The organism is Pseudoalteromonas sp. NJ631, assembly GCF_000276645.1.
GTDB lineage: Bacteria > Pseudomonadota > Gammaproteobacteria > Enterobacterales > Alteromonadaceae > Pseudoalteromonas > Pseudoalteromonas piscicida.
Map to the genome: position 1 here is coordinate 471,229 of NZ_AKXJ01000001.1, position 21,690 is coordinate 492,918.

Below are 21,690 nucleotides of genomic sequence, written 5' to 3' on the forward strand. Positions count from 1 at the left end.
TTCTCAAAAATTACAGCCAGTATAAACAAAAATGCCGACTTAAAGTCGGCATTTTTAACGTCATTTTGGTTTTTGCTCGTTATAGTTTTTTCAGCTTCATATCAGTGCCAAATACAAGGCCATGATCTGCAACATCCATACTAAACTCAAACACCATATTTTGCTGTAAAAACGCATCAATACCTTCCGGCATTGGTTGACCTGTCGCTTTTGCCGCTTCTAACATTGGTGCTAAAAACGCTTGCATATCCATGCTGAAATGCGTCATGCCATTAGTTTCTAACGCTTGGTTCGCCATTTTCTCAGCAATAACCGTCGCCTTTTCACCCGTAAACAATACCAAGTGATCGCCTTTAACTGCTAGTTTAATATCTACATCTAAAGGCTGTGGAGATGGAATATACTGGTTAATTGAAACCGGAGTACCATCTTCTGGGATTTGAATTTGACCCAGCATAGGTGCAAGCCCTTTTATCGTATTAACAAGTACTAAAGGATCTTCGGCCGACAATGTGACTAGAGCATCAAACGTTTTAGGTTCCGGCATGCCTTGGTCGTTTGGCTCCATAACAAGATCAAAAACGGATGCACTCACGCCTTTAACCGAGTTCGCCATCCCTGTCATCATCGCAATAGCCATAGGACTGTTTTGTTTCGCCTGCTGCTGTAGTGCAACGAGTTCAGAGCACTTGAATTCAGCTTTAGTAAAGCGGCCCCAAAGGGTGTTTACAAGCGGTGCAACTTTTGCAACGTCAACACCATAGCCAAACCCGAGTACTTTCTCTTCGCCGTTGGTGACGTGCGCAGGAATAAAACCACGGATCGACCCAAGCGCTTTCATCAGTTCAGCATCTTTACCCACCACCACAGTATCAACTTCAAAGTCGATTGCAGAATTAGTAAATTGAATATTCTTGGTACCCAATACCGTTGCTGGCCACAGGTTGGCGATTTCACTATAGTCCGCCTGACACTCAGGAGCACGTACCGCTGCTAATTTCTCAGTACCACCACCTAGCTGCAATAGGTTATCTAACATACGAGTCAAATCGGACTGCTTATTTGCAGTAATGCCATCGACGATAGCCACATGGTTCAAAAATGCAATTGACGAACCATCAAAACTGAACTGCGTATTGTATTGCTCAAGTTTGCCAGATTGCGCCAGTGACTGGGTTGGTTTGGCAATACCCAAAGCGACTTTTAAATCTGCTTCGGTGTTAATTGGCGTGTTAAATGTCGTCGTTACCCATTGACCTTGCACGGATGTGATAAGCTCAATTTTAGCTTCTGGCGCGAACTCAAGCTGATAACGCGTTAATGCGACGCCATCAAGCGTATCTTCTTGGTATGTGATTTCGGCATCTTTTGCAGCCATTTTTATTGTGCGCTGAAAAGCTTCGGGATCTGCAAGCTCATAACGCAGTGTCGGTAACAAACCAACGGTGTAGAATACACTTCTAACTGTCTCACCCATACCTAAGATAGCTTTCATTTGCTCAGGGGATGTCATTGCTAGATTGTACTGCTCTAATAGCGTTGCCAGAAAATTAAGATGTTTGTCATTTTCTTTTCTAAGCAACCCAGTTACTTCTTCAAGATCTTGTACTTTTCTAAGCGATTCAGGCATAAAAGATAAATATTTTTGCTGCTCAAAAGGCGTTAATTGCCCCCAAAATACAGCGGTATCAGCCGGAACATATTCCAGTTGTTCCATCGCGATGCTTGAAGAAGATGATTGAGTGGTTACATAAGCACCAACGGCAATAGCCACCGCACCTAAGCCAACGAGAAGTTTTGTATTCATAATTGATTCCTTGTTATCACCACGGTACATAGCCAAACACGTGGTAAATTTATTCTTCCCTACGAACCGCAACGATTGCGCGCGTCAGAGGTCGTTGCATAAAGACAATTGCATGCCCAAAAATGCAGCGGTATTGTACCTCGATTATTGTCTCAATTCCATTAATTGTGAACGGTCAAGTTACTCTCAAAATTCGGTCAGTTTTAAAATGAGCTTGATCGTTACACCAATAACCACCAAGCTCTCATTTACAGGGTTATTGACTTTCTGCTTGTAGAGTCAATCCTGAAAAAGCAGCGTAACCATAGAGCCCAATATGCCAAGTTCCCGCATTTGGATTGGTGATTGTGCATGTTTCATTATTGCCATTTTCATAAGGCCGACATTCGTAGGTATTACTATTTGGTTGTTGACCAAAGCGCAGATATAAATCAGCATCTCCAGTACCACCCGATGCCTTTACTTGCAGGCTCTGTGTGCCCTGTGCCACGTCAAAAGTATAATACTGCCACTGACCTTTACTGGCGGATTGATCCAACCATTGCTGGCTATTGCCTTGATCTGGAGGAGTGTCAGTATAAACCGTAGCCGTTAGCGCAACGCCTGAATAACTCTCATAGCCATTAAGCATGACATAGTAACGACCTGTTTGTACTGGAGTAATCGCACAGACTTCATTATTACCTGATTTATAGGGTCGACAATCGTAGTTTTGTGTCGTTGGTTCCGTATTAAAGCGCACATACATATCTACATCCCCACTGCCGCCCGCCGTTTCAACTTTTAGCTGTGTTGCTCCTGCTGGCACATCAATGTAATAAAGTGTCTGAGAAGACTTAGCACCAGTGACATTCGCTTGTGTTTGACCACTGATAAGTTCAATTGCAGCTGGCGGCTCAACAATGGGAGTTTCTATCACAGATAGATTATTGCTTGCTTTGATCAGATTCAGTTCATCACCAATTTCTGCGGCATACCACCATGTCATATTCATAGGTAACGCGAGCGGATCGGCATCTCGCTGCGCTTTAGATAACGCGGTTGCATTACTTGAAAACTCAGCAGTTCGAACAATGAGCTTATCGTTTGTCACACTCAACACTTTAAACTGTTGAATACTCGCAAGATCGATAGTCCAGCTTTTTGGATCATTGGCGCTTCTAGCCGGTGCCCCCCAGCTTCCCTCACCCACATAAACGGTGCCGCCTTGGGTCGTTGCAGTAAAGCCATTGCTGGTAGGCGTTAGTGCGTAAGTCAGTTTATTGATATGAGTATCGGACTCTACCACTAAGTTCATCGCATTATTATAGAAGTCTTGTGCCCACCAAGTGTGTAATATGGTGTTGTCTGACTTACCAGAATAGTGAGGGTACATCGGCTTGTGATACTGAGCGATACGCCACGTTGCGCTGTTGCCCTGAGACTGTAAGTCGCTTTTCAGCCAATTGTTCATCGCCGTAGCATAGCTCGACCAGCCACTATTTTTAAATTGGCTGTTTAAGGTATAAACCCTTAAAAGCCCCGCCACGTTAAAAGCACCATAGGTATCTTTTGCTGTACACGCACCATCTTGGTCATAATCGACGCCAAATACTTCGCATAGCGTTTTGTAGTTATCGTCTTCGTGATTGCCATGTGTTGCTACAAATGGATAAATTCGCTTGTATGCAAGGCCATCTATCAAATCATCCGAAAAGGTTAATTGCCAATCTTTTAAGTACTCACGCATTTCAGAAACGGAGTTTGCATTGGTGTAATCGCCACCATGCATAATAAATAGCGGTCGAATTTTAGCGATCAACTCATTGCCTTTACGACGCGTTGTCCAACCTGTGCGCGTATCACCACCAGCTACAGCAGTGATCCCTGATGCCGTTTGCGGCGCAGTTCTGAACCACAAACGCTGACCGCAACCTTGTGAATCACAAACACGATAATAAACCGCACTATCTGGGGTTAAACCGGTTAATTTCACAAATGAACTTGAGAGGCCACCGTCAAAGGTATGCGTTGCGCCGACCGCAGCACTTTGCCAACTCTGCTCATCCGTTGTGCTGCCATATTTAACAATATGATTAGTGCCCGATGTAGGTGTAAACCCTATTGTTGCTGAAGTGCTTGGACTAGTGTCCCACACAAGACGGTGGTAGTCACTCGCAGCAAAACTGCTACAAGATAGACCAGCTGCAACCACAAAAGTTGCCATTTGAGTATATTTCATTTCCTTGGTTCCTAGTTTAGAGTAACAGGCTCAGCACGACTTTGAGCCAATGAGAGTTGTGTTGACGGCGTAGCCACCAACATGACAAATGCGGCGTTTGCATAAGGGAGCGAAAGCGTCTCTGCAGAGTGAAAATTCACGGCCGTTGCCCCTAACTTTTCTCGCTTAAACGACTTGGGTAACGGCACACCAGCCTCACCACTCCAATAATCACCATTTTTAATATGTGGGAAAAAATCACTTGCGATATGGGGTTGTCCGGGACTATTTGGTGTTTGAATTAAAGAGCGCAGCTCATCAGGTGTAGGTAAGCGCCATTCGGCACTACCACATAATCTAGCTTGGTTAGTTTTACGGATCAGGTCTTGGCTGTCGCAGTGGGATGCTTCGAAATAACAATCACCTTGATCAGCATGACCAAATTGACCGTCATACCAAGAGTAACTCCAATAGCCATCGTGGATAGACTCATCATCTCGTTTTACTTCCCAAAGCAGATTAAGCTTTTTGTCATAGACACAATGCCAAGGACCCTGCCATATAGACAAAAATTGCATGTCATTAGTGACTTTAATAAAGCGTACATGAGTTGGAATTTCTCGCTCAGAGGGGCTGAATAACGAGTAGCTAATCGCCACAGCGGCAATCGCTAAACTAAGTATTAAACGTGAGGCTACGGTCATAGCATATACCTCAATTGAATAGCTCTGTGGTGACGAGTATGCGCGATTTGTGCGTGATCAAATGCCGAAACCCACATGCAAACACCAGAGCGCAGTTCAACATCAAGAGGAGAATGCGTTTGGTGTTTACGTACCAGCTCTAGCGTCCAATAGCCATCGTGCCACTCTCCCCTAGCTCTAACATCGGCTCTATCTCCCTCAAAACGATTTGAACGGTACAACACGGACGGTAACTGTTCGCCAATTTTCGCCATGTCTCGTTGTGGGTTGTAGGTTTCGCTGGCAAACCAATCAAGGACTTTGCGCTCAGTGATATCTGGCGATGGGATTGGTATTCGCTTTGGCGTAACCTCAGTCGGTGAGTACCAGCGCCAGTTCATCACATAAGCACCGCTTTCTTTGCCATCAGGTTGATACCCTGCGGTGTAGCGTCTTTGCCCAAGTGCAACGCTTTGAGGCGGCCCAAAAAAATTATCATCGGCCAAGTACATGTCATTGGTTCTCAGCGCTTTCCAGTGCCATAAATCTCGCGTGCGGCCGTCCGTACTTGCATGATAGCCCTTGCCATGCCAGTTACGGGGCTTGCCTGCAAGCGGCGCATCGCCGTATTGAACGGTGCCATCACCTCCTAGTTCACAGGTAGTCGATAGCATAATGGCAAACTTATCTTCATAATAAGTGCGCTCGTCAAAGCGATAAAAGCCATTTTCTTGTACTTGCCAACCGTTCGAGGTTTTTTCCAGCGGCAGATGCTCTAGACTTTCGGTCGGATCTTGCCAGCGGATCAGAAAAAAGGTTTCATCATGGTTGCTCAACGCTTTTATTTCGACCTCACTACTCCCATCTAAGAAGTTTGCACCACCAAATGTAGTTAACTTAATAGGCTTGGCACGCAACCATTCCGGCTCATCTCCTTTACCGTCTATTTCAAGGTGGCTTTGCCTTGATAGCGGCGCAACTTCTAGCCGTAAATGCTGCTCTGCAACAATAAGCTTTATGCCAAGGCCGCAAAAATACACCAGGGCAACACTGCAACTGAGTAAAATAAGCGCGTTTCTAGGCAATAATACGCTCAGTACTTGCTTACCCTTAAACACGGTGTGCTTTATGCCATGTAACACCAAATACAAAAAAATGCCTGTCGCTGATAACCCATGAATGACTAGACTTAGACTCTCTGGATTGAGCCAAAGTAACCAACCTGTGGCTATACTCAGCACGATAACAAGATACCCAAAGTAGTTAACGGCTTTATCAAACTTGCTTGGTGCGCCATGAAACGGTGTGCGAATGGTTGCCACGGTAAAAACAATCGCAATCAAGGTGAGTAAGCAACCAAATAACACATGCACTGACAACAACGCGCCTTGGGGAAGCAAAGGCGAAAGAAACGTAAGAAAATCATGATTGATAATGCCCAAACGAGGACCTGTCAGTAACCCAACCAAGATAACTATAACCGCCATAACATGAAAAATGGCAAAACTACTTCGACGCACAACCGCTCCCAAACAAATAAAGTAAATTTAGTGTAAACAAATAAATTTACATAAATATTTCATATTTGGAAAGATGAGACTTTCTCATCTTGTGAATTAGCGGCACGTGTAATGTCGTGTAACTTGATTGTTAATTAGTTTGTACTAAGGTAGTTGGTACTTCCACCGTCACGGACAGTTCAACATGAACAATAGACTAGTAATAAAATATGTAAGTGCGGCAGTGGCTTGCACATTGTTTCTCGCAAGTTGTAGCTCACCAAGTAAAAAACCTTCTGTGCCAAAAGAAATGCTCGACCCGGTTGCAGAATCTGGTCAAGTGCCTGAGCGAGTTTGGCTCAATCAAGGGTGGTCAGATAAACTTCGGCAAGACTTTTGGTTCACAGGTCAAGGGTCTCAAATCATTCCCTATACTTGGTTTACTTGGTTAGAGCAACCCAACAGTAAAAAGCTCTTTCGCGATAGCGAACATATGGAAATGCTGCGCTACCTGCCCAGTAAAACCGCCGCCAATAACCCTTCAGGCTTACCCATCGGTTTTGCCGTGCATAACAATCAAACCACGGGACAAGCTTGGGTCGGGATGACCTGTGCCGCATGTCACACTAACCAAATTGACTATAATGGCACAAAAATCTTGGTAGAAGGTGCGCCCACCCTCGCCAACTTTGTACTCTTCTTTAGCCGCCTAAATGCCGCGTTAGAAGCGACCCTTAACGATAATCAAAAGTTTAGCCGTTTCGCGATGCGCGTATTAAAAGAAGGGGCATCGCAAGAATTGATTGATGATCTACGAGACGATCTCAAGCATGTGGCGCTTGCAACCGCCGAGCGACAAACCGTTAATGACTTGCCCGAAGACTATCCAGACGATTTTACTAGCTATGCTCGACTTGATGCATTCGGCAATATACAAAACGCCGGCACGGCATTTGCGCTTGACGACCTTAACAATAAAAATGCGCCCACCGCACCCGTCTCCTATCCATTTTTATGGGGGACGCACCAGTCAAATGTTGTGCAGTGGAATGCTTCCGCCCCCAATATTCCTGTGGTCGGCCCATTAGTACGCAACATTGGTGAAGTTGTCGGTGTGTTTGGTTCGTTATCCATTGAAGAAGCACCGGTTTGGCAGCGCGTTTGGGGAAAACATGCTCGATATAGCTCAACGGTAGACATGCATGCGTTAGGGCAACTAGAAGCCTGGGTAAAAACACTTCTGCCACCAGCTTGGCCTGAGCAATACCTTCCGGGAATTGACACCAATAAGGCGGCACAAGGGAAAATGCTATTCCAAGCAAATTGTGCCAACTGCCACCAACTTATTGATAGCAAAAACTTACTCAAGGATTACGAAGCAGTAAAAGTACCGGTAAAAGAGATAGGTACCGATCCGACTATGTCTAATAACGCAAGCTGCCACATGGCAAAAACACTGTTCTTGGAAGGCACAAAAACCGACATTATCGCGGGAGACAAATTCCAAGCAGTGGATAGCGCTATCGATATCCCAGTAAATGGCGTGGTGGGTCTAGTGCTAAAAGATCCCATCAAAGCAATCGAAGCGGGCTTAATAGCAGAGCGCACCGGGCCAGATGGTAAGAAAACCACTGTGAAAAAGTCCATTGAAGAGCGCCTCAAAGTCTATTTGGCAAATAGACAACAGTTAACGCCCAATACTAACGAAGATTGTGTTGATGGTTTTTACGACGCGGGGGTCTACAAAGCAAGGCCGCTAAATGGAATTTGGGCAACCGCGCCTTATTTACATAATGGCTCGGTGCCAAACCTATGGTCACTACTACAATCACCAGAGTCGCGCCCAGATACCTTCTGGGTTGGCAGTCGCGAATTCGACCCTATCAATGTTGGCTATATTACTCATCAAGGCATGAACGAGTTCAAAGTGAACAAAGCCAGCGGCGAGGTGATGCCGGGCAATGATAACAGCGGTCACGTTTACGGCACGACCTTGAGTGACAATGAAAAATGGCAAATCGTTGAGTTTTTGAAAACGCTATAAACGCCATGTAGCACTAAAAACAAAGGGCCGAATACAGGCCCTTTGACTTATAACCGAAAACGTTATTTAAAATGACTCGTGCAACACCACCAGCGCACTTAACTTGCTTGCGCCAAACGTCATCATTTTTTCAAAATCCGACCTTGCGATGGGTACTTGCTGGCAGTCGATAGGGTTTTGGTCGTCCTCAACATCAGGGTCATTAAGATATAAACACAACTCATCCAACCCCGTAATAAGCACCCAATGCGGCGCTTTTTTACCGTTTAGCCTATAAGTGCTGATCAAAGCCAATACCGCACTGCCCTGTAACAACCATTGTTCAACCTGTTCAAGCTTTACATCGGCTTGATGAATAGCAATATCACGATATTCACACTCTTGACGGAATTGCTCATGAACTAAGGTCATCACCTGTTTTTTCTGCGCGCTTCTCACGCCATCTAAAAATAGCGGGCCCGCCGTATTCACCATCACCTCTGCCGCAAAACCACGGCGCTCCGCAGCCAATGCCAATCCAAATGGGTGACAGCCGCCGTGACCTGCGGTCATAAAGATGGTGGTCGCTTCACGCCATATCTCAAGCTCTAAGGCCTGATCGCCCATACAGCCTGGGTCTATGCTTGCCATTGCCATCATCAGTGACGCCGGTCCGCAGGTAAAGTCTGTCGTTTGCTGATACCAAGGAGCTTGGTGCAACACCGCCTTTTGCGACAGCTTACGCACGCATTTTTGCATTCTTAGCGCATCGTCATGATCCGCGTAATAGTTTTGATACTCGCCAAATACACGATAACCCATGCGTTTATATAAGCCGATGGCCGCGTCATTGCGTTTAGCCACTTCTAAACGCATATATAACCAGCCCATTTCACCCGCTCTGACTTCAAGCTCAGACATCAGTTGGCGTGCGATCCCTTTACCTTGATGATGAGGCGATACCGCCAATGAATAAAGCCTTGCTAGCCGCGTTCCTTGGTGCAACCAAAGCAGCCCATAGCCCACAAGTTCCCCTGCTAACTTTGCAGTGAGCAGCAAGCTATGTTCAAAACTGATGTAATGCTTGAGTTGGCGGCGACTCAGTCTATCCGCACTAAAGCAGCTTTGCTCCAGCGCGTTCAGTGAATTCAAATCGTGCTGTGTCGCCTTTTCAAGCACCAACGCGGCTTGCAACATTACTTTTTACCTCTCGCTTCAAGGCGTCTTGAAAATTCAGACATCACTTGCATGTACAGCTCGTCACCGAGATATTTGTCTTCAACCCCTTGGTCAATATTCGGGTTGTCGTTTACTTCTAGTACGTAGGCTTTGCCGTTGTGCTCTTTAATATCGATACCATACAAACCATTACCCACAACTGCTGCTGCTTTTAAGGCTGCACGTAACACCGCCTTTGGCACCTCAAACGTTGGTAGCGTGTCAAACCCACCCGAGAAATTACGTTTTGACTCATGGTTATAGATTTGCCAATGGTTACGTGCCATATGGTAACGGCATGCGTAGATCGCACGGCCATTTAATACCCCAATACGCCAGTCGTAATCTGTGTATAAGTAAGCTTGCGCCAACACAATCGCGGAGACGCTCATCAGCTCTTGTAAACGCTCGCCAAGTTCTTCTTTGGTTTTTACTTTAAATACGCCTTTTGAGAACGAACTCTCAGGCATTTTAAGCACCATAGGTAACGATAACTCAGCAATGAGTTTATCGATTACTTGTTCATTACACTGACTCACAAATCGCGTTTCTAAACTTGGCACCTTCTTGTAATTAAAGGCATCATGTAAAAACACCTTATTACAACAGCGTAGAATCGAGCTTGGGTCATCAATTACCACTAAATCTTTTTGCTCTGCTTCTTGCGCAAGGCGATAAGTATGGTGATCAATCGCTGTGGTTTCACGAATAAATAGCCCATCGTATTGGCCTAAGTTGTATAACTCAGCCGCTTCTAATGGATGTACTTTAATGCCAAGCTTTTCACCCGCTTTTACAAAGCGGCTTATCGCCCCTTTGTTACTTGGCGGCAACTTTTCATCATGGTCCACCAGCATCGCGATATCCCAGCGATACTTTTTGTGACTCTTACGTTTGTTCCACTGAGTGGCATGCACATGACCTAATACTTGAGTACAAAACTCAAGCTGCGCCACCTGTAGAGTCGAAAAGTCTCGACGCTGCACCTGCACACGCACGCCTTTATCTTGCTGCTGTAATGTCACTTTTAGTAGAGGCGCTGGAAATTGCTGAAATAAATACGCCGCCAACTTACTAAATTCAGGCTGTTGGGTTTCGCCCATACAAATGATCAACTCAGCGTCGTCGGTAATCGCGATCCCACGCTTATCAAACCAAGCTTGCGATAAGAACAACGCATTATCGCCATCACGTAGACCGTTAATAACTTTTAGACTCGGAAGTACTTGGTGATTACGCGCTTCAGCAAGTAAAGAGCAGTAATAACCTTGGCTTAAATAACGGTCACAGTCACATAAATTAATCACTCGAAGTTTTGATTCACCGAGCTTTGGGTACTCTTGCAAATACGTTTCAAACGTCACTACGTTATTTGCCAAAGGCAGTACATCTGCATTTTGATCAACAACGAATAGAGTAGATAGCATCTAAATAATCCTTAGGTGGCGATGCGTTAGCACATCAGTACATGATGGTTTAGGCACCCCACGATTTAACATAGGGGTCGTGGGCAAATTCAAGGCCCACATAAAAGTGGAGTAGTTGTAATCTTAAATATAGCACTTAGCAATTGAGTAATTTTGATTCTCAAGATAAATCTTTCTTGCTGTCGACGACTAGAATAAAAGGCTTTATTTTCAATTAGTTAAAAACAATAAAAGCGTATACAATTAGATTTGATTGAAACGATTAAGATTTCTCGTATTTACAAACAGATATCAAGGATGAAATAGCTCTCGACTGACATGCTTAGGAACATCACGAGCAATGAGTGCTTTGGTTGTAGTTGCTTATATTTGAGAGCAGATGACCACTAAAGGATAAGCCTTAATTTCATCTGATGGGAAGTCGTGAGTAAACAGCGAGAGTGGATAGAGCTCCACCATATTGATGATTTCAAGATAGGTATTTAAAGGTCTCTGAATAGTCAAAAATGTGAGAAATTGGGTTACTTGTGACGTGGTCAATAGAAAGCAGTGCGAATGTGTAATTCAGTGTAACTTCAAATTTTTAACATATATGATAATAATGTGTTAACTTATTATTTAATGGCGAACCAAAAGAAGGCCCAAATAAGTTACTCCTAGCTTGTTGCTAGTGGTTTGCATGTTGAAATTGTAATCTTTGAGCAGTAAGTTGCTAAAATTATTAAATAAAGTTAGCTTGATAATTTTTTGTTTTTTACTTGTGAATAAGAGAGATATTCAAGAGTTCTCGCTAATTAACTGTAGGCATAGGAAACTAAGAGTTTCGATTTTAGAGGATAAACGTAAATGAAAGAGGATGAAGGTTTACCGGATAAATCAGGAAAAAGTTGGCCTTATGTGTACAAAGCTACGCTAGAGTTTTTGGGGAAATTGGCAGCCCCCGCTGTAGTACTAGTTATAGCATGGCAGTTTCACTCTGATATATCCGATGCTTTAAAAAACCAAAAGATAAGAAAATTGGAGACTATATGGGGTAGCGCTGAGTTTGAGGAAATTCAGAAAATAGTGAAAACTGTTAAAAATGCACCGCCAGAGTCCAAGGAAGAAGCCGATGCGATCCGGAATGTGGAAGTAAAGGAAGAAGTTGTGAGGGCAGAGCTTGATGCAGGCTTGCGTATGGAAATTCCTACAAGTGGGCAGCCCAAAGCCGAAAACGAAGAGATAAACGCACCACCTACTCCACAAAACTGGGAAGTAGTTCTTGGTATCAGCTGGGTCAAACCTAATGATCTATTCGGACGCACATACTTCCTAAGTGTCGAAGGAAAAATGAACGTATGGCCAGTTGAAATTGACGAACAAAACAAACGTACCCTTTTTCTAATTAACTCCTCCACCAAATCTAGAGACTCAGGAACTCAGTATCTTAAGCCAACATGGGTTGTCGAGGGCGAATCAGCTAAATTCGAAGGTCCTGATAAAGCACATTATCGGCTAGTACTTGTTGATATTAGAAATGCAGGAAAAATACCAAGCAAAGCAGCATATATTCAAGTTGAAAAGTTGAATGGTGCCTAATCGGGTAGTCGGGGGTATCCAGCGCTCAGCCCCCACAACACCCTGCATGCGGGTCCGCACATGACGTTTCATTATTAACGGGGTTCGAATCGGTGACGAATCGGTGACACCCACTACTATTTGCACTATTTAAACTCATTACTAGTAATAACTAAATGGTTCTGATAGAAAGACTATACAAATTAAGTGTGGCGGAAGAAGAACAAAATATTCAATTAGCTCATAAAAAATAAGCCTAATTTAAATTTTTCATGGAGAGAATGGTTGAGATGAAAATAAATAGAACTGTCTTATCTACGGTAATAGCTTTCGGTTTGGTTGCATGTAGCCCTGTAGAAAGTGATTTAAAGGAGTTTTTAAAGTGTGGTATGGCTGCTAATAAGCTCTCAGAGCTAACTGCGGCAGATATGATCAATAAGAAAATGGGCCAATATATTAGGGAGAATCATGTTGATGGCACTTCAAGAGATGCAATGTATTTAGGTCAGGAGGTAAGAGAAGATCTAGAGTTGTACGCTAAAAACCCTCAGGGACGGTTTTTTACCTTAGCTAAAGTTTATAACTCATCAATATGCCTAGAAATGCACGAACAAGAAAAGATTGAAATGCCTTTCCTATATTATCTAGCATACATCTTTATTTAGATTTTTAAAGCATATTTAGAGTGGGTATCAGGTTAAAATACAGAGTTAGAGCATACTTCGTTAACGACCATTAACCAAAGATAAGCTCTGCCCTGAATTCATCGTCAAAGCTGGCCCGAACACACTTGCCACGTATCGAATCTTTACGGCCTGTGTGCTGTTTTACCAGATTGCGAACGACCCGTCTTAACAGTATTGGAATCGATGACACCCACTACCATTTGCATCAACGCTGAAAAATGCAGTATAAAATACTTCAATCACTGGGTACAAAAACCTTCATCGATAGGCTAATTTTTAGCGCCCAAGCGTATCTCTACTCCAAAACAGTTGTGGTGAGTGTCAGCTATTTATCAATATAAATGGCTGAAGTTAAACAATATATAAACCACAGTTTTCATCAAACTGAAAATGTGTATTAGGTTTCGAAGCTTCTTTCGCTTGATTGATACAGCGATTTATTCGATTAGTTAATTGAGTTTCGCTGACATTCCTTACAAGTGATACTGAAAAAGAAAAGTCGTAGTCGGGGCTAGTAAAACTGTAATGTCTCGCAGATAAATCTGATTCTTCAAACTTTTGTTCAAATTGAACATCTAATAGCTCAATTATTTTCGCTTTAATTTCTGATAATTCCATCTCAATTCTCCTTATTTTCATGCTTGACATGGGAGTCATACCACGCACGCTTATGGGGCAAATTGAGTAGGCTAAACTTGAGCGAAGCGAATAGCCCGCGAAAATTTGTCACAGCGAGTTTACGAGCAACATAAGGCGCTTGTTAGCCATACTTTCAATTAAAACACACTTTTAATAATTGAATTCACACCATCAATTAATTCTGCAACTTGAGCTTTTGTAGGCTCTTCATCCTTCTGGTGGCTACAAAGGTTTCTTATATCAGCCAACAATTGTATTTTACGCCAAGTTGGCACTCCATAAACGTTTGCTTGCTTGAGAGGATCGTTTAGATCTGAAATAGTTGGCGCTTTCTTTCTCAATTTAATTTGATGATTTTCAGCTGTCCGCTGTAAGTGCCTTTCCAAAACTACACCAGATAATGCTCCTGCGGCTCTAGGGCTGATCTTGATCAGTCTAGCCGCTTCCTCTAGTTCTTTATCTTGCAATTCAGCAAATAGATGCCCTGTAACATCTTGCAATACACTATCAATTCGGCTAGCAAGTGAAGCAATAATATGCACTTGATTCATTACTCGAATAGAAATTAAGTTGTTTACGTCCCACATTGGTTGGCGACTGTGGTCTGTTCTCGCTCCAATACCTTTTACATAGTCTTGAATGACGTAATTACTCGCATTAGTTAATTTTCTTTTGGGATCTATTAAATAATATTCAGAAAATTCTTTTAGCCTTTCAGGTGCTAGTGACTCTACTAACTTAATTGCTCTTGAATACCACTCTTGATATTTAGCACCAAATTTAATTGAATCACTTGTATCTTTTGCAAGATTTAATAAATCACTCTTACTAATGATTAAATCATCAAGCTCCTTTCTAATTTGATCAGAAGTGCTCATAGAAACTCTCTGTAAGGCTAGCATCTTGGTATTTATGCGACACGCAGTTTGTGTTGCATAATCGCTTGTTGGACTGAGCCGTTACCTCTTCGGTGCGTCAGAGTTGGTGTTGTTTATGCTATAGGAATTTGCTTTTTGGAGGCACTAACTTTCCTAACTAGTGTAATAAGTTTAGCTAGTGATATGTAAGCTTTCCCTGCATTGCTCAGTGCTTATTATGTATTCATTACACCTAAATTTGCCTTAATAAGCAAATATATTTTTTACGAATACAGAAGCCGCTAGCCTGAGCAATTGAGCTGGTTAACTAATTGATTTTAAGAAGCTATCGAGTTGCTAACTCGTTCGGTCTACTTTGGTCGTTGTTGCATCTAACTTGAATACGCTAATGAGCAGCAAGATACTTACCTTACAATGCTGACAAGGCCAATACGGTATCAGGAGTGAAAATCAATGACACCCACTACATATTTGCACCAAAGCTGGGAATTTGACTAACAAACCAAAACTTACCTACCTTCGGTTCTTCACTTTAGCTTTGACGGTGGTTTCCCATACCATTTTAAACAAACTTTATTGAGCGCACTTTGTTCTGTAAAACCGAGTGCGTCTACAATATCGAGTAACCTTGTGTTGCCGATGAGTTGTTCAAATCTATGCTTTCGCTCTCGGTCGAGTAAGGCTCTAAAGCTGGTGTGTTGTGTTTTTAGCTTACGCTGCATCGAACGCACACTCATGTTTAATGCCTTAGCCATACTTGCTTGGTTGACTCCGGCCAGTGAGTGCTTTGCCGCAAGTAAATTGGCAACACGCGTTTTTAAATCATGATTATCACAGAGCGCTGATACGCTTTTAGCAACCGCTTGCTCAATATGTTCGTGCATTAGGCTGTCGACGGTAGCGACTGGCATGGTAAGAAAATCTAACGGAAACGACAGTGCATTTTCAGGGCAATTTTGTGATACGGGGCAACCAAACCAAGTTTGCAACCGCTGTAATTCTAGGTCACACACGCTAAAGCTAAGCTGGAGTTGGTTAGGCGATAAAGTTGATCGCAAAAGCTGCCGTGCAGCACTCACCCAAGCGGTCATATTACGCAAAATGGCTTGCTTACCCAGCGGGGTTTTTGGTTGCCAAGTTAACTTGGCATTGTCACTATCACTTGTGAATACAGCGAGGCCAATATCGGCGACAATGGCGTCGTAATGCAATAATGAGGTAATAGCCTGCTGTAAGTCTTTACTGGTTTCGACCAAATAACCAAGCGCCCCATAGTCATGCAGCTGAATGGCTTTACCCAATTCAAAACCAATTAAAGGATCGCCGCTTAACTCCAGCCCTATCTCAAGCAACCGCTCGTACTCAATAAGTGTTACACGTTCAGGCCGTGACGCTACTAGCTCAGCAAACTCGCCTTGCAGTCTCTTGTTATCGGTAAAACGGTCATGGAGATATACCCACGCACTATAAAAATATACAAACGAAGTGGAGTGCATTGCAGTTCCTTTTGTCGTATTTGGACAAATTGTTGGCGCAGTTTGGCAGGATTGTCAATGGCTAACCCGCTACGCTTACGCATATAAAGTACCAAAGCTTTGGCTAAAGAAGGAGCTGTATATGATTGATGTATCAATAATTTTACTGGCACTCAGTCCCGTCTTTTTACTTTGTGTTGCATGGGAATATATTAAGCACCACGAGTACTATGATTGGCGAGATTCATTACTCAATGCCCTACTTGCGTTGCTCCATCAAGGCAGCGACGCGCTGGCTTTGCTTGTGCTGATGCCGCTCTTTTACTGGCTCCATCAATTTGCCTTATTCACAATCGAATTAAGTATCTTCACTTTGCTCTTTGGGTTTATCTTGCAAGATTTTTTGTATTACTGGTTTCACCGCGCATCACATTGCACTCACTGGCTTTGGAGTGCACACGTAGTCCATCACAGTTCTAACAACATGAACTTTACCACCGCATTTCGCCAAAGCTTACTTTACCCTATTGTTGGTATGTGGCTATTTTGGCTGCCTATGATACTACTTGGATTTACCCCGACTTTGGTATTTGCCATCGTCGCAATCAACTTGGCTTTTCAATTTTTTGTCCATACACAAACGGTTAATCGATTAGGGATGGTAGAGCGAATTTTTAATACGCCTTCCCACCACAGAGTCCATCACGCCAGTAATCCTGACTATATAGATAAAAACTTTGCTGGAGTGCTGATCATTTGGGATAAGCTTTTTGGCACCTTTGTTGAAGAGCGTGAAGACATAACAATTTGCTATGGAATAAGAGGTGCGGCGCCAAAGCAGACCCCTTTAGATGTAAACTTTGCTCAGTGGCGTCATATGTTCCACTGCTTTTCACAAGCAAACACCTTAAAGGGCAAATGGTTGGCGCTATTTGGTTATCCAACCCACTTACCCGACAAACCTAAGAATACAGCTTCAGTCAAGCCCTAGTGAGCTATTTATACCGCTCTGCCTTTTCTACAAGCGCTTGGCAGTACATTCTTAGTTTATCGCGAAGCACTCTCACACTTGGGTTGATCATTTGCTTTGACGGGCAGATCAACCACAGCGGCTTACATTCAACGCGGTAGTCATTTAATATACTTTGCACCACACCTTGCTCTAGTTGGTCTGCTACATCTATCGCGGAGCGCAATGAAATACCCGCTCCTTGCGCACACCAGCGCTTTACCACATCCGCATCATTACTGGTTCTACGCCCTTTAAGCACCACTTTGTAAGTTTGTTCATTTTTCGTCAGTTTCCACGTATCAAACTTACTGCCTCTGATCAAAAAGAATAGCCCTTGGTGCTCACTTAAATCCTCATGATCCTTTGGTGTACCCTGTTTTTCTAGGTATTCCGTAGAGGCACACAGCAGCAATGGCACATCACAAATTTTAAAGCCGTAGAAGCTACTGTCTTCAGGCGCACCATAGCGCAGCGCGATATCAACACCGTCACGATAAAAGTCGAGATTGTGATCATTAAGAATAAGCTTCAGGGCAAGTTTAGGGTATTCATCAAGTAATTCGTCTAGCCAAGGAAGGAGGATATTACGACCAAAATCTGACGGTGCGGTTAACCTTAGCTCACCGTCAATTTCGTTGTCGTTGTCGAGCACCTGCTTTTTGCCATCAGCCAAAAGCGCAAGTGCCTGCTCGCAAATTGGCAAGTAAGTTTCACCTTGCTTTGATAGCCTTAAGCTGCGCGTAGAACGCACAAAAAGTTGAAAGCCAAGGAGCTTTTCTACTCGCTTTATCGCAGCGCTCGCCGTAGCAACTTGCATATCTAACTGCGCAGCCGCCGCACTAATATTGCCAAGTTTAGCCGTTTTCATCACGACAATTAAATCTTGTGTATTCATTTTCAAAAAATTTTTGAAACTATTTAACTCATTATCATCTTTTTATTGATTATGTAAATCCATATTATGTCTTTAAAGCAATTTTAGGAGTCTGATATGTACACATTACGCGATGCAATTCACAATCGTTATTCCACAAAAGCCTTTGATCCTAATAAAAAAATTAGTGATTCAGATATTGACCTACTCAAGCAGGCGCTAAGACTAAGCCCGTCTAGCACCAACGTTCAGCCATGGCATTTCGTCATCGCAAGTACTGAGGCTGGCAAAACTCAAGTGGCAAAAAGCACACAAGAGAATTACAAATTTAATGAAGCAAAAATACTAAATGCATCGCATGTTGTTGTATTTTCTGCAAAACAAAATATAGATGATGCACATTTAGATAAAGTGCTTGCCAAAGAAAGTGCCGATGGCCGGTTTGAAAAAGACTCTGAGATCGAGGCACAAATGAACAATGGCCGTCGCTATTTTGTCGGCTTAAATCAAACCAGCGATGAAGCAATCAAAGCATGGACTGGCAAACAAGTTTATTTAAATCTTGGACAGTTCTTGCTCGGTGCGGCATCTCTTGGCATTGACTCAGTTCCTATCGAGGGTTTTGATGCTGAAATCCTCAGCAATGAGCTTGGGTTAACTGAGCAAGGCTTTGACGCTCTTGCCATTGTCGCATTGGGCTATCGAGACGAAGGTGATTTTAATGCTAAATTACCTAAATCTCGCCTTGCTATCGACGATATCATTACCGAAATCTAATACTCAGTTTGGCGCTGATAATGGCTAGCTATATAACGTCAGTGCCACTCCAACTTCTGTTGGAATACCATTTCAAACACCTCAATGTAAACCAATGTGAATGAAACAATAAATTCACAACTACCCTCTCCCCAGTTTTGTATTAAATTTATCCATACTTTTCAATAACATTACAGTTATTTGAAATTATTGGTAATTTTTTAATGTGAATTTTTTAACTCTGTTGTGAAAATTCTGCTTGAAACATTGAATATATTATTGTTAATTAAAAGTGAAGATTGAATTCACCTTTAAAAATAACGAAATGACAACAAGTAAACTCAGTCCTCGCCACTGGTTTTGTACCTGCCAGCCGAGAGACTGTAGCAACCTCAACAGGAAGAAATAATGAAGCTACTATCACGCACACTATCTACAGGGTTACTCGCGGCAGCCGTAACCGCATCACTGAATGCTCAAGCAATGAATAAAGACCTAGCGGTAAGCGTTGATGTCGACACAAAAAGCAATGGCGATGTTATTGCGACGCTAAACATCACCAATCAGGGTAAAGGCAATCAAAAAATCTTAAGCTGGTATACAGACCTTGAAGAAGAGCATATTTTCAAAATTACGCGTGATGGTAAAGAAGTTAATTTCTTTGGTCCTCACTACAAACGCCCAGCTCCTACTGAAGCTGACTTTATCAAGTTAAAGTCTGGCGAAACGCTCACTAAATCATTTGAGCTTTCAGGCCTTTATGATCTTAGCCAGCCAGGTAACTACGAAATTAGTTATGATGTTGAATCATTTGATCTTTTCGGTAAAAAAGAAATCCCGAGCATGACTACAAGAACGATGGGTCAGCAATCGATGATGCGTGCCGATGTTGCAGAACTCAGCTCAAATTCGGTAAATCTGTGGCTTGAAGGCGTTGCGATGACGAAGGGCAATGTTCAAGTCAATGCAAAACCAGCTGCAGGCGCGGCTGATTGTACTGATGGCACTTGTTTTACAGGTCGTTGTAGTAACAGTGAAAAAACCAGTATTTTGTCAGCACTAAATGCTGCAGACCAGATCACTAATGACTCCGTTGCTTACCTAAATAGCCACTCAGCAAGCAACCCGTCTACGCGTTATCAAACTTGGTTTGGTGCAGCGACAAGCAGCCGTTATGCAACCGTGAAATCTAACTTCAATGCAATCAATGATGCAATCGACAACCAAGATCTCACTTTTGACTGTAGTTGTAACAAATCATACTTTGCTTATGTATACCCAAATCAACCATACAAAGTCTATCTATGTCGCGCATTTTGGAGCGCAAATGAGCTAGGTACAGATTCACGTGCGGGCACGATTGTTCATGAGCTAAGTCACTTTAATGCCGTTGCAGGTACAGATGACATCGTTTATGGCCAATCTGGTGCGAAAAACTTAGCAAACTCAAACCCAAGTCAAGCGATTCAAAATGCTGACAGCCATGAATATTTTGCGGAAAACACTCCGTACCAAAACTAATCTCAACTAGTTATCCCTGAACGAGTATCGGGTTTAGGCAACCGTCTAAACCCGATACTATTCACAGCGATTTCAGCTAACATGAAATATACTTCTTAAATTCATCTATTTGCTGAGGAATTTAATGACTTGGGTTATCGTCGCGCTGTGTGGTTTTATCCTACTTGCTACGTTATTGCCACTTGCTAAGCATCCACACTGGAGTGTCAGAGCAATGGAGTTCCCACGGCTTCAGCTCACTATTATTACTGCATTTACGCTACTGCTGTCCATTTTCTACCTTAATCTTCAAAGCGTAGCCGCGCTTGCTGTCATTGCTCTATTAGGTTGTTTAAGTTTTCAACTCTGGTGGATTTTACCCTACACCCCGCTTTGGCCGGTCGAAGTAAAAAAAGCGACAACCAATACTCACACAATCAGTTTGATCACCGCCAATGTCCTGCAAACCAATCGACAGTTTAATCTGATATTGGAGCAAGTTAGGACACATCAACCTGATATTTTAGTCACGTTAGAAAGTGATGAGTTATGGGAGCAACAATTAGACTCGTTGTTAGATATACTGCCCTACAGCGTTAAATGTCCACAATCCAATTTATACGGCATGCACGTTTATTCTCGCTACCCGCTAGACGAGGCAAAATGTGAGTATATCGTTGAAGAAGGCGTGCCTTCGATACATGCAAGACTCAAGATCGCTCCCCATATCACTATCCAAACCCATTTTTTGCACCCAGCACCTCCGAGCCCCACCGAGAACGAAACGGCCATTGAGCGAGATGCAGAACTGGTGGTTGTCGCCAAACGCGTCATAAAGGAGCCTTTGCCTACCATAGTCACTGGCGATCTCAATGATGTTGCTTGGTCACCAACCACGAGGTTATTTAGGAAAATAAGTGGGCTTCTTGATCCGAGAGTTGGCCGAGGCATGTTTAACACTTTTCATGCACAGTACCCGTTTGCACGCTGGCCGCTAGATCATTTGTTTGCGAGTCACCATTTCACAGTGATCAATATTAAAAGGCTCAACAACATAGGGTCAGATCACTTTGCGCTTTATGCAAAACTCGCTTATCAACCCGTAAAAAATGAAGATGAAGCAGGTCTTGAGCTGAAAAAGAAAGATATACATCGCAGCAAAGAAATTATTGAAAATGCCGTGGCAAAGCCGAATTGCAAATTATGATAACCTGAGGTTTGGATAAGGAATGAGCTAGCTCATTGTTTTTTAATCATCTTAAACTATCTTCTTACCTAGCCAGAGAGTTTTGGGGATAACTCCGCTCTCGCGTCCTGCTACCGCCCAGGTACCTACATCCTTGTAGGCAAGGCGAATTTACGCACCAATAGCTGGCTATTGGAAGTGAATTCAACGCAGTTAGCGCTAAAACTGGCTGCTAGAAAGGCATTAATTATCCGAAGCTCAGGTTATGAT

General features: G+C 43.1%; 17 protein-coding genes and 1 pseudogene. 7 read left to right on the forward strand and 11 right to left on the reverse strand.

Annotation, left to right across the window (positions count from 1 at the left end):
- Positions 1 to 79 precede the first annotated feature (79 nt).
- The 4 genes from A587_RS0102260 to A587_RS0102275 all read right to left on the reverse strand — a co-directional run bounded on the left by A587_RS0102260 (position 80) and on the right by A587_RS0102275 (position 6,210).
- Complete coding sequence (locus A587_RS0102260) at positions 80 to 1,807, reverse strand: hypothetical protein (protein WP_017216264.1); 1,728 nt, start codon at positions 1,805 to 1,807, stop codon at positions 80 to 82.
- A 256-nt stretch (positions 1,808 to 2,063) separates the two neighbouring features.
- On the reverse strand, positions 2,064 to 4,028 hold the full coding sequence (locus tag A587_RS0102265) for a pre-peptidase C-terminal domain-containing protein (RefSeq protein WP_017216265.1): 1,965 nt from the start codon (positions 4,026 to 4,028) through the stop codon (positions 2,064 to 2,066).
- A gap of 11 nt (positions 4,029 to 4,039) precedes the next feature.
- On the reverse strand, positions 4,040 to 4,711 hold the full coding sequence (locus A587_RS0102270) for an Lcl C-terminal domain-containing protein (protein WP_017216266.1): 672 nt from the start codon (positions 4,709 to 4,711) through the stop codon (positions 4,040 to 4,042).
- Positions 4,708 to 6,210, reverse strand: a complete 1,503-nt coding sequence (locus tag A587_RS0102275; RefSeq protein WP_017216267.1) for an ethylbenzene dehydrogenase-related protein — start codon at positions 6,208 to 6,210, stop codon at positions 4,708 to 4,710. Before A587_RS0102275 ends, A587_RS0102270 begins: the two co-directional genes overlap by 4 nt.
- Before the next feature lie 184 nt (positions 6,211 to 6,394).
- Between A587_RS0102275 and A587_RS0102280 the strand changes: the two genes are divergently transcribed.
- On the forward strand, positions 6,395 to 8,233 hold the full coding sequence (locus tag A587_RS0102280) for a di-heme-cytochrome C peroxidase (protein ID WP_017216268.1): 1,839 nt from the start codon (positions 6,395 to 6,397) through the stop codon (positions 8,231 to 8,233).
- 66 nt (positions 8,234 to 8,299) lie between these two features.
- On the opposite strand, the gene A587_RS0102285 is transcribed toward A587_RS0102280, so the two are convergent.
- Both A587_RS0102285 and A587_RS0102290 read right to left on the reverse strand, forming a co-directional pair.
- The gene (locus A587_RS0102285; RefSeq protein WP_010375872.1) at positions 8,300 to 9,409 is read right to left on the reverse strand and encodes a GNAT family N-acetyltransferase/peptidase C39 family protein; all 1,110 of its coding nucleotides are present in this window, start codon (positions 9,407 to 9,409) and stop codon (positions 8,300 to 8,302) included.
- On the reverse strand, positions 9,409 to 10,857 hold the full coding sequence (locus tag A587_RS0102290) for a RimK family protein (RefSeq protein WP_010606541.1): 1,449 nt from the start codon (positions 10,855 to 10,857) through the stop codon (positions 9,409 to 9,411). Before A587_RS0102290 ends, A587_RS0102285 begins: the two co-directional genes overlap by 1 nt.
- An 846-nt stretch (positions 10,858 to 11,703) precedes the next feature.
- Between A587_RS0102290 and A587_RS0102295 the strand changes: the two genes are divergently transcribed.
- Together A587_RS0102295 and A587_RS0102300 are read left to right on the forward strand one after the other, a co-directional pair.
- Positions 11,704 to 12,435 carry a hypothetical protein gene (locus tag A587_RS0102295; RefSeq protein WP_017216269.1) on the forward strand — a complete coding sequence of 244 codons (732 nt, stop codon included), beginning with the start codon at positions 11,704 to 11,706 and terminating at the stop codon, positions 12,433 to 12,435.
- A 260-nt stretch (positions 12,436 to 12,695) separates the two neighbouring features.
- On the forward strand, positions 12,696 to 13,079 hold the full coding sequence (locus A587_RS0102300) for a hypothetical protein (RefSeq protein WP_017216270.1): 384 nt from the start codon (positions 12,696 to 12,698) through the stop codon (positions 13,077 to 13,079).
- A gap of 70 nt (positions 13,080 to 13,149) precedes the next feature.
- On the opposite strand, the pseudogene A587_RS24955 reads toward A587_RS0102300, so the two are convergent.
- From A587_RS24955 to A587_RS0102315, 4 genes and pseudogenes are all read right to left on the reverse strand, one after another.
- Positions 13,150 to 13,272, reverse strand: a pseudogene (locus A587_RS24955) (ISAs1-like element ISPsesp1 family transposase); the annotation flags it as partial.
- Between the two features lie 179 nt (positions 13,273 to 13,451).
- The gene (locus A587_RS0102305) at positions 13,452 to 13,718 is read right to left on the reverse strand and encodes a hypothetical protein (RefSeq protein ID WP_017216271.1); all 267 of its coding nucleotides are present in this window, start codon (positions 13,716 to 13,718) and stop codon (positions 13,452 to 13,454) included.
- A gap of 158 nt (positions 13,719 to 13,876) precedes the next feature.
- Entirely contained in the window at positions 13,877 to 14,617 is a 741-nt protein-coding gene (locus tag A587_RS0102310) for a hypothetical protein (RefSeq protein WP_017216272.1), read from the reverse strand.
- A gap of 527 nt (positions 14,618 to 15,144) precedes the next feature.
- The gene (locus A587_RS0102315; protein WP_017216273.1) at positions 15,145 to 16,113 is read right to left on the reverse strand and encodes an AraC family transcriptional regulator; all 969 of its coding nucleotides are present in this window, start codon (positions 16,111 to 16,113) and stop codon (positions 15,145 to 15,147) included.
- A 121-nt stretch (positions 16,114 to 16,234) separates the two neighbouring features.
- Between A587_RS0102315 and A587_RS0102320 the strand changes: the two genes are divergently transcribed.
- A complete protein-coding gene (locus A587_RS0102320; RefSeq protein WP_026000856.1) occupies positions 16,235 to 17,083 on the forward strand; it encodes a sterol desaturase family protein in 849 nt (282 codons plus the stop codon).
- 4 nt (positions 17,084 to 17,087) lie between these two features.
- Here the strand turns inward: A587_RS0102320 and A587_RS0102325 are convergent, their stop codons facing one another.
- A complete protein-coding gene (locus A587_RS0102325; RefSeq protein ID WP_017216275.1) occupies positions 17,088 to 17,999 on the reverse strand; it encodes a LysR family transcriptional regulator in 912 nt (303 codons plus the stop codon).
- Positions 18,000 to 18,095: 96 nt separating this feature from the next.
- Between A587_RS0102325 and A587_RS0102330 the strand changes: the two genes are divergently transcribed.
- The 3 genes from A587_RS0102330 (at position 18,096) to A587_RS0102340 (ending at position 21,441) form a co-directional block, all read left to right on the forward strand.
- On the forward strand, positions 18,096 to 18,755 hold the full coding sequence (locus tag A587_RS0102330; RefSeq protein ID WP_017216276.1) for an oxygen-insensitive NAD(P)H-dependent nitroreductase NfsB: 660 nt from the start codon (positions 18,096 to 18,098) through the stop codon (positions 18,753 to 18,755).
- Between the two features lie 387 nt (positions 18,756 to 19,142).
- Complete coding sequence (locus A587_RS0102335; RefSeq protein WP_017216277.1) at positions 19,143 to 20,255, forward strand: M35 family metallo-endopeptidase; 1,113 nt, start codon at positions 19,143 to 19,145, stop codon at positions 20,253 to 20,255.
- 124 nt (positions 20,256 to 20,379) lie between these two features.
- Positions 20,380 to 21,441: an endonuclease/exonuclease/phosphatase family protein gene (locus tag A587_RS0102340; RefSeq protein ID WP_017216278.1), complete on the forward strand. Its 1,062-nt coding sequence runs from the start codon at positions 20,380 to 20,382 to the stop codon at positions 21,439 to 21,441.
- Positions 21,442 to 21,690 lie beyond the last annotated feature (249 nt).

Excerpts from the sequence above, each read along its gene's own strand:
- A587_RS0102260 (WP_017216264.1), bottom strand. The coding sequence starts at position 1,807 with ATGAATACAAAACTTCTCGTTGGCTTAGGTGCGGTGGCTATTGCCGTT.
- A587_RS0102265 (WP_017216265.1), bottom strand. The coding sequence starts at position 4,028 with ATGAAATATACTCAAATGGCAACTTTTGTGGTTGCAGCTGGTCTATCT.
- A587_RS0102270 (WP_017216266.1), bottom strand. The coding sequence starts at position 4,711 with ATGACCGTAGCCTCACGTTTAATACTTAGTTTAGCGATTGCCGCTGTG.
- A587_RS0102280 (WP_017216268.1), top strand. The coding sequence starts at position 6,395 with ATGAACAATAGACTAGTAATAAAATATGTAAGTGCGGCAGTGGCTTGC.
- A587_RS0102285 (WP_010375872.1), bottom strand. The coding sequence starts at position 9,409 with ATGTTGCAAGCCGCGTTGGTGCTTGAAAAGGCGACACAGCACGATTTG.
- A587_RS0102290 (WP_010606541.1), bottom strand. The coding sequence starts at position 10,857 with ATGCTATCTACTCTATTCGTTGTTGATCAAAATGCAGATGTACTGCCT.
- A587_RS0102295 (WP_017216269.1), top strand. The coding sequence starts at position 11,704 with ATGAAAGAGGATGAAGGTTTACCGGATAAATCAGGAAAAAGTTGGCCT.
- A587_RS0102300 (WP_017216270.1), top strand. The coding sequence starts at position 12,696 with ATGGTTGAGATGAAAATAAATAGAACTGTCTTATCTACGGTAATAGCT.
- A587_RS0102305 (WP_017216271.1), bottom strand. The coding sequence starts at position 13,718 with ATGGAATTATCAGAAATTAAAGCGAAAATAATTGAGCTATTAGATGTT.
- A587_RS0102310 (WP_017216272.1), bottom strand. The coding sequence starts at position 14,617 with ATGAGCACTTCTGATCAAATTAGAAAGGAGCTTGATGATTTAATCATT.
- A587_RS0102315 (WP_017216273.1), bottom strand. The coding sequence starts at position 16,113 with ATGCACTCCACTTCGTTTGTATATTTTTATAGTGCGTGGGTATATCTC.
- A587_RS0102320 (WP_026000856.1), top strand. The coding sequence starts at position 16,235 with ATGATTGATGTATCAATAATTTTACTGGCACTCAGTCCCGTCTTTTTA.
- A587_RS0102325 (WP_017216275.1), bottom strand. The coding sequence starts at position 17,999 with ATGAATACACAAGATTTAATTGTCGTGATGAAAACGGCTAAACTTGGC.
- A587_RS0102330 (WP_017216276.1), top strand. The coding sequence starts at position 18,096 with ATGTACACATTACGCGATGCAATTCACAATCGTTATTCCACAAAAGCC.
- A587_RS0102335 (WP_017216277.1), top strand. The coding sequence starts at position 19,143 with ATGAAGCTACTATCACGCACACTATCTACAGGGTTACTCGCGGCAGCC.
- A587_RS0102340 (WP_017216278.1), top strand. The coding sequence starts at position 20,380 with ATGACTTGGGTTATCGTCGCGCTGTGTGGTTTTATCCTACTTGCTACG.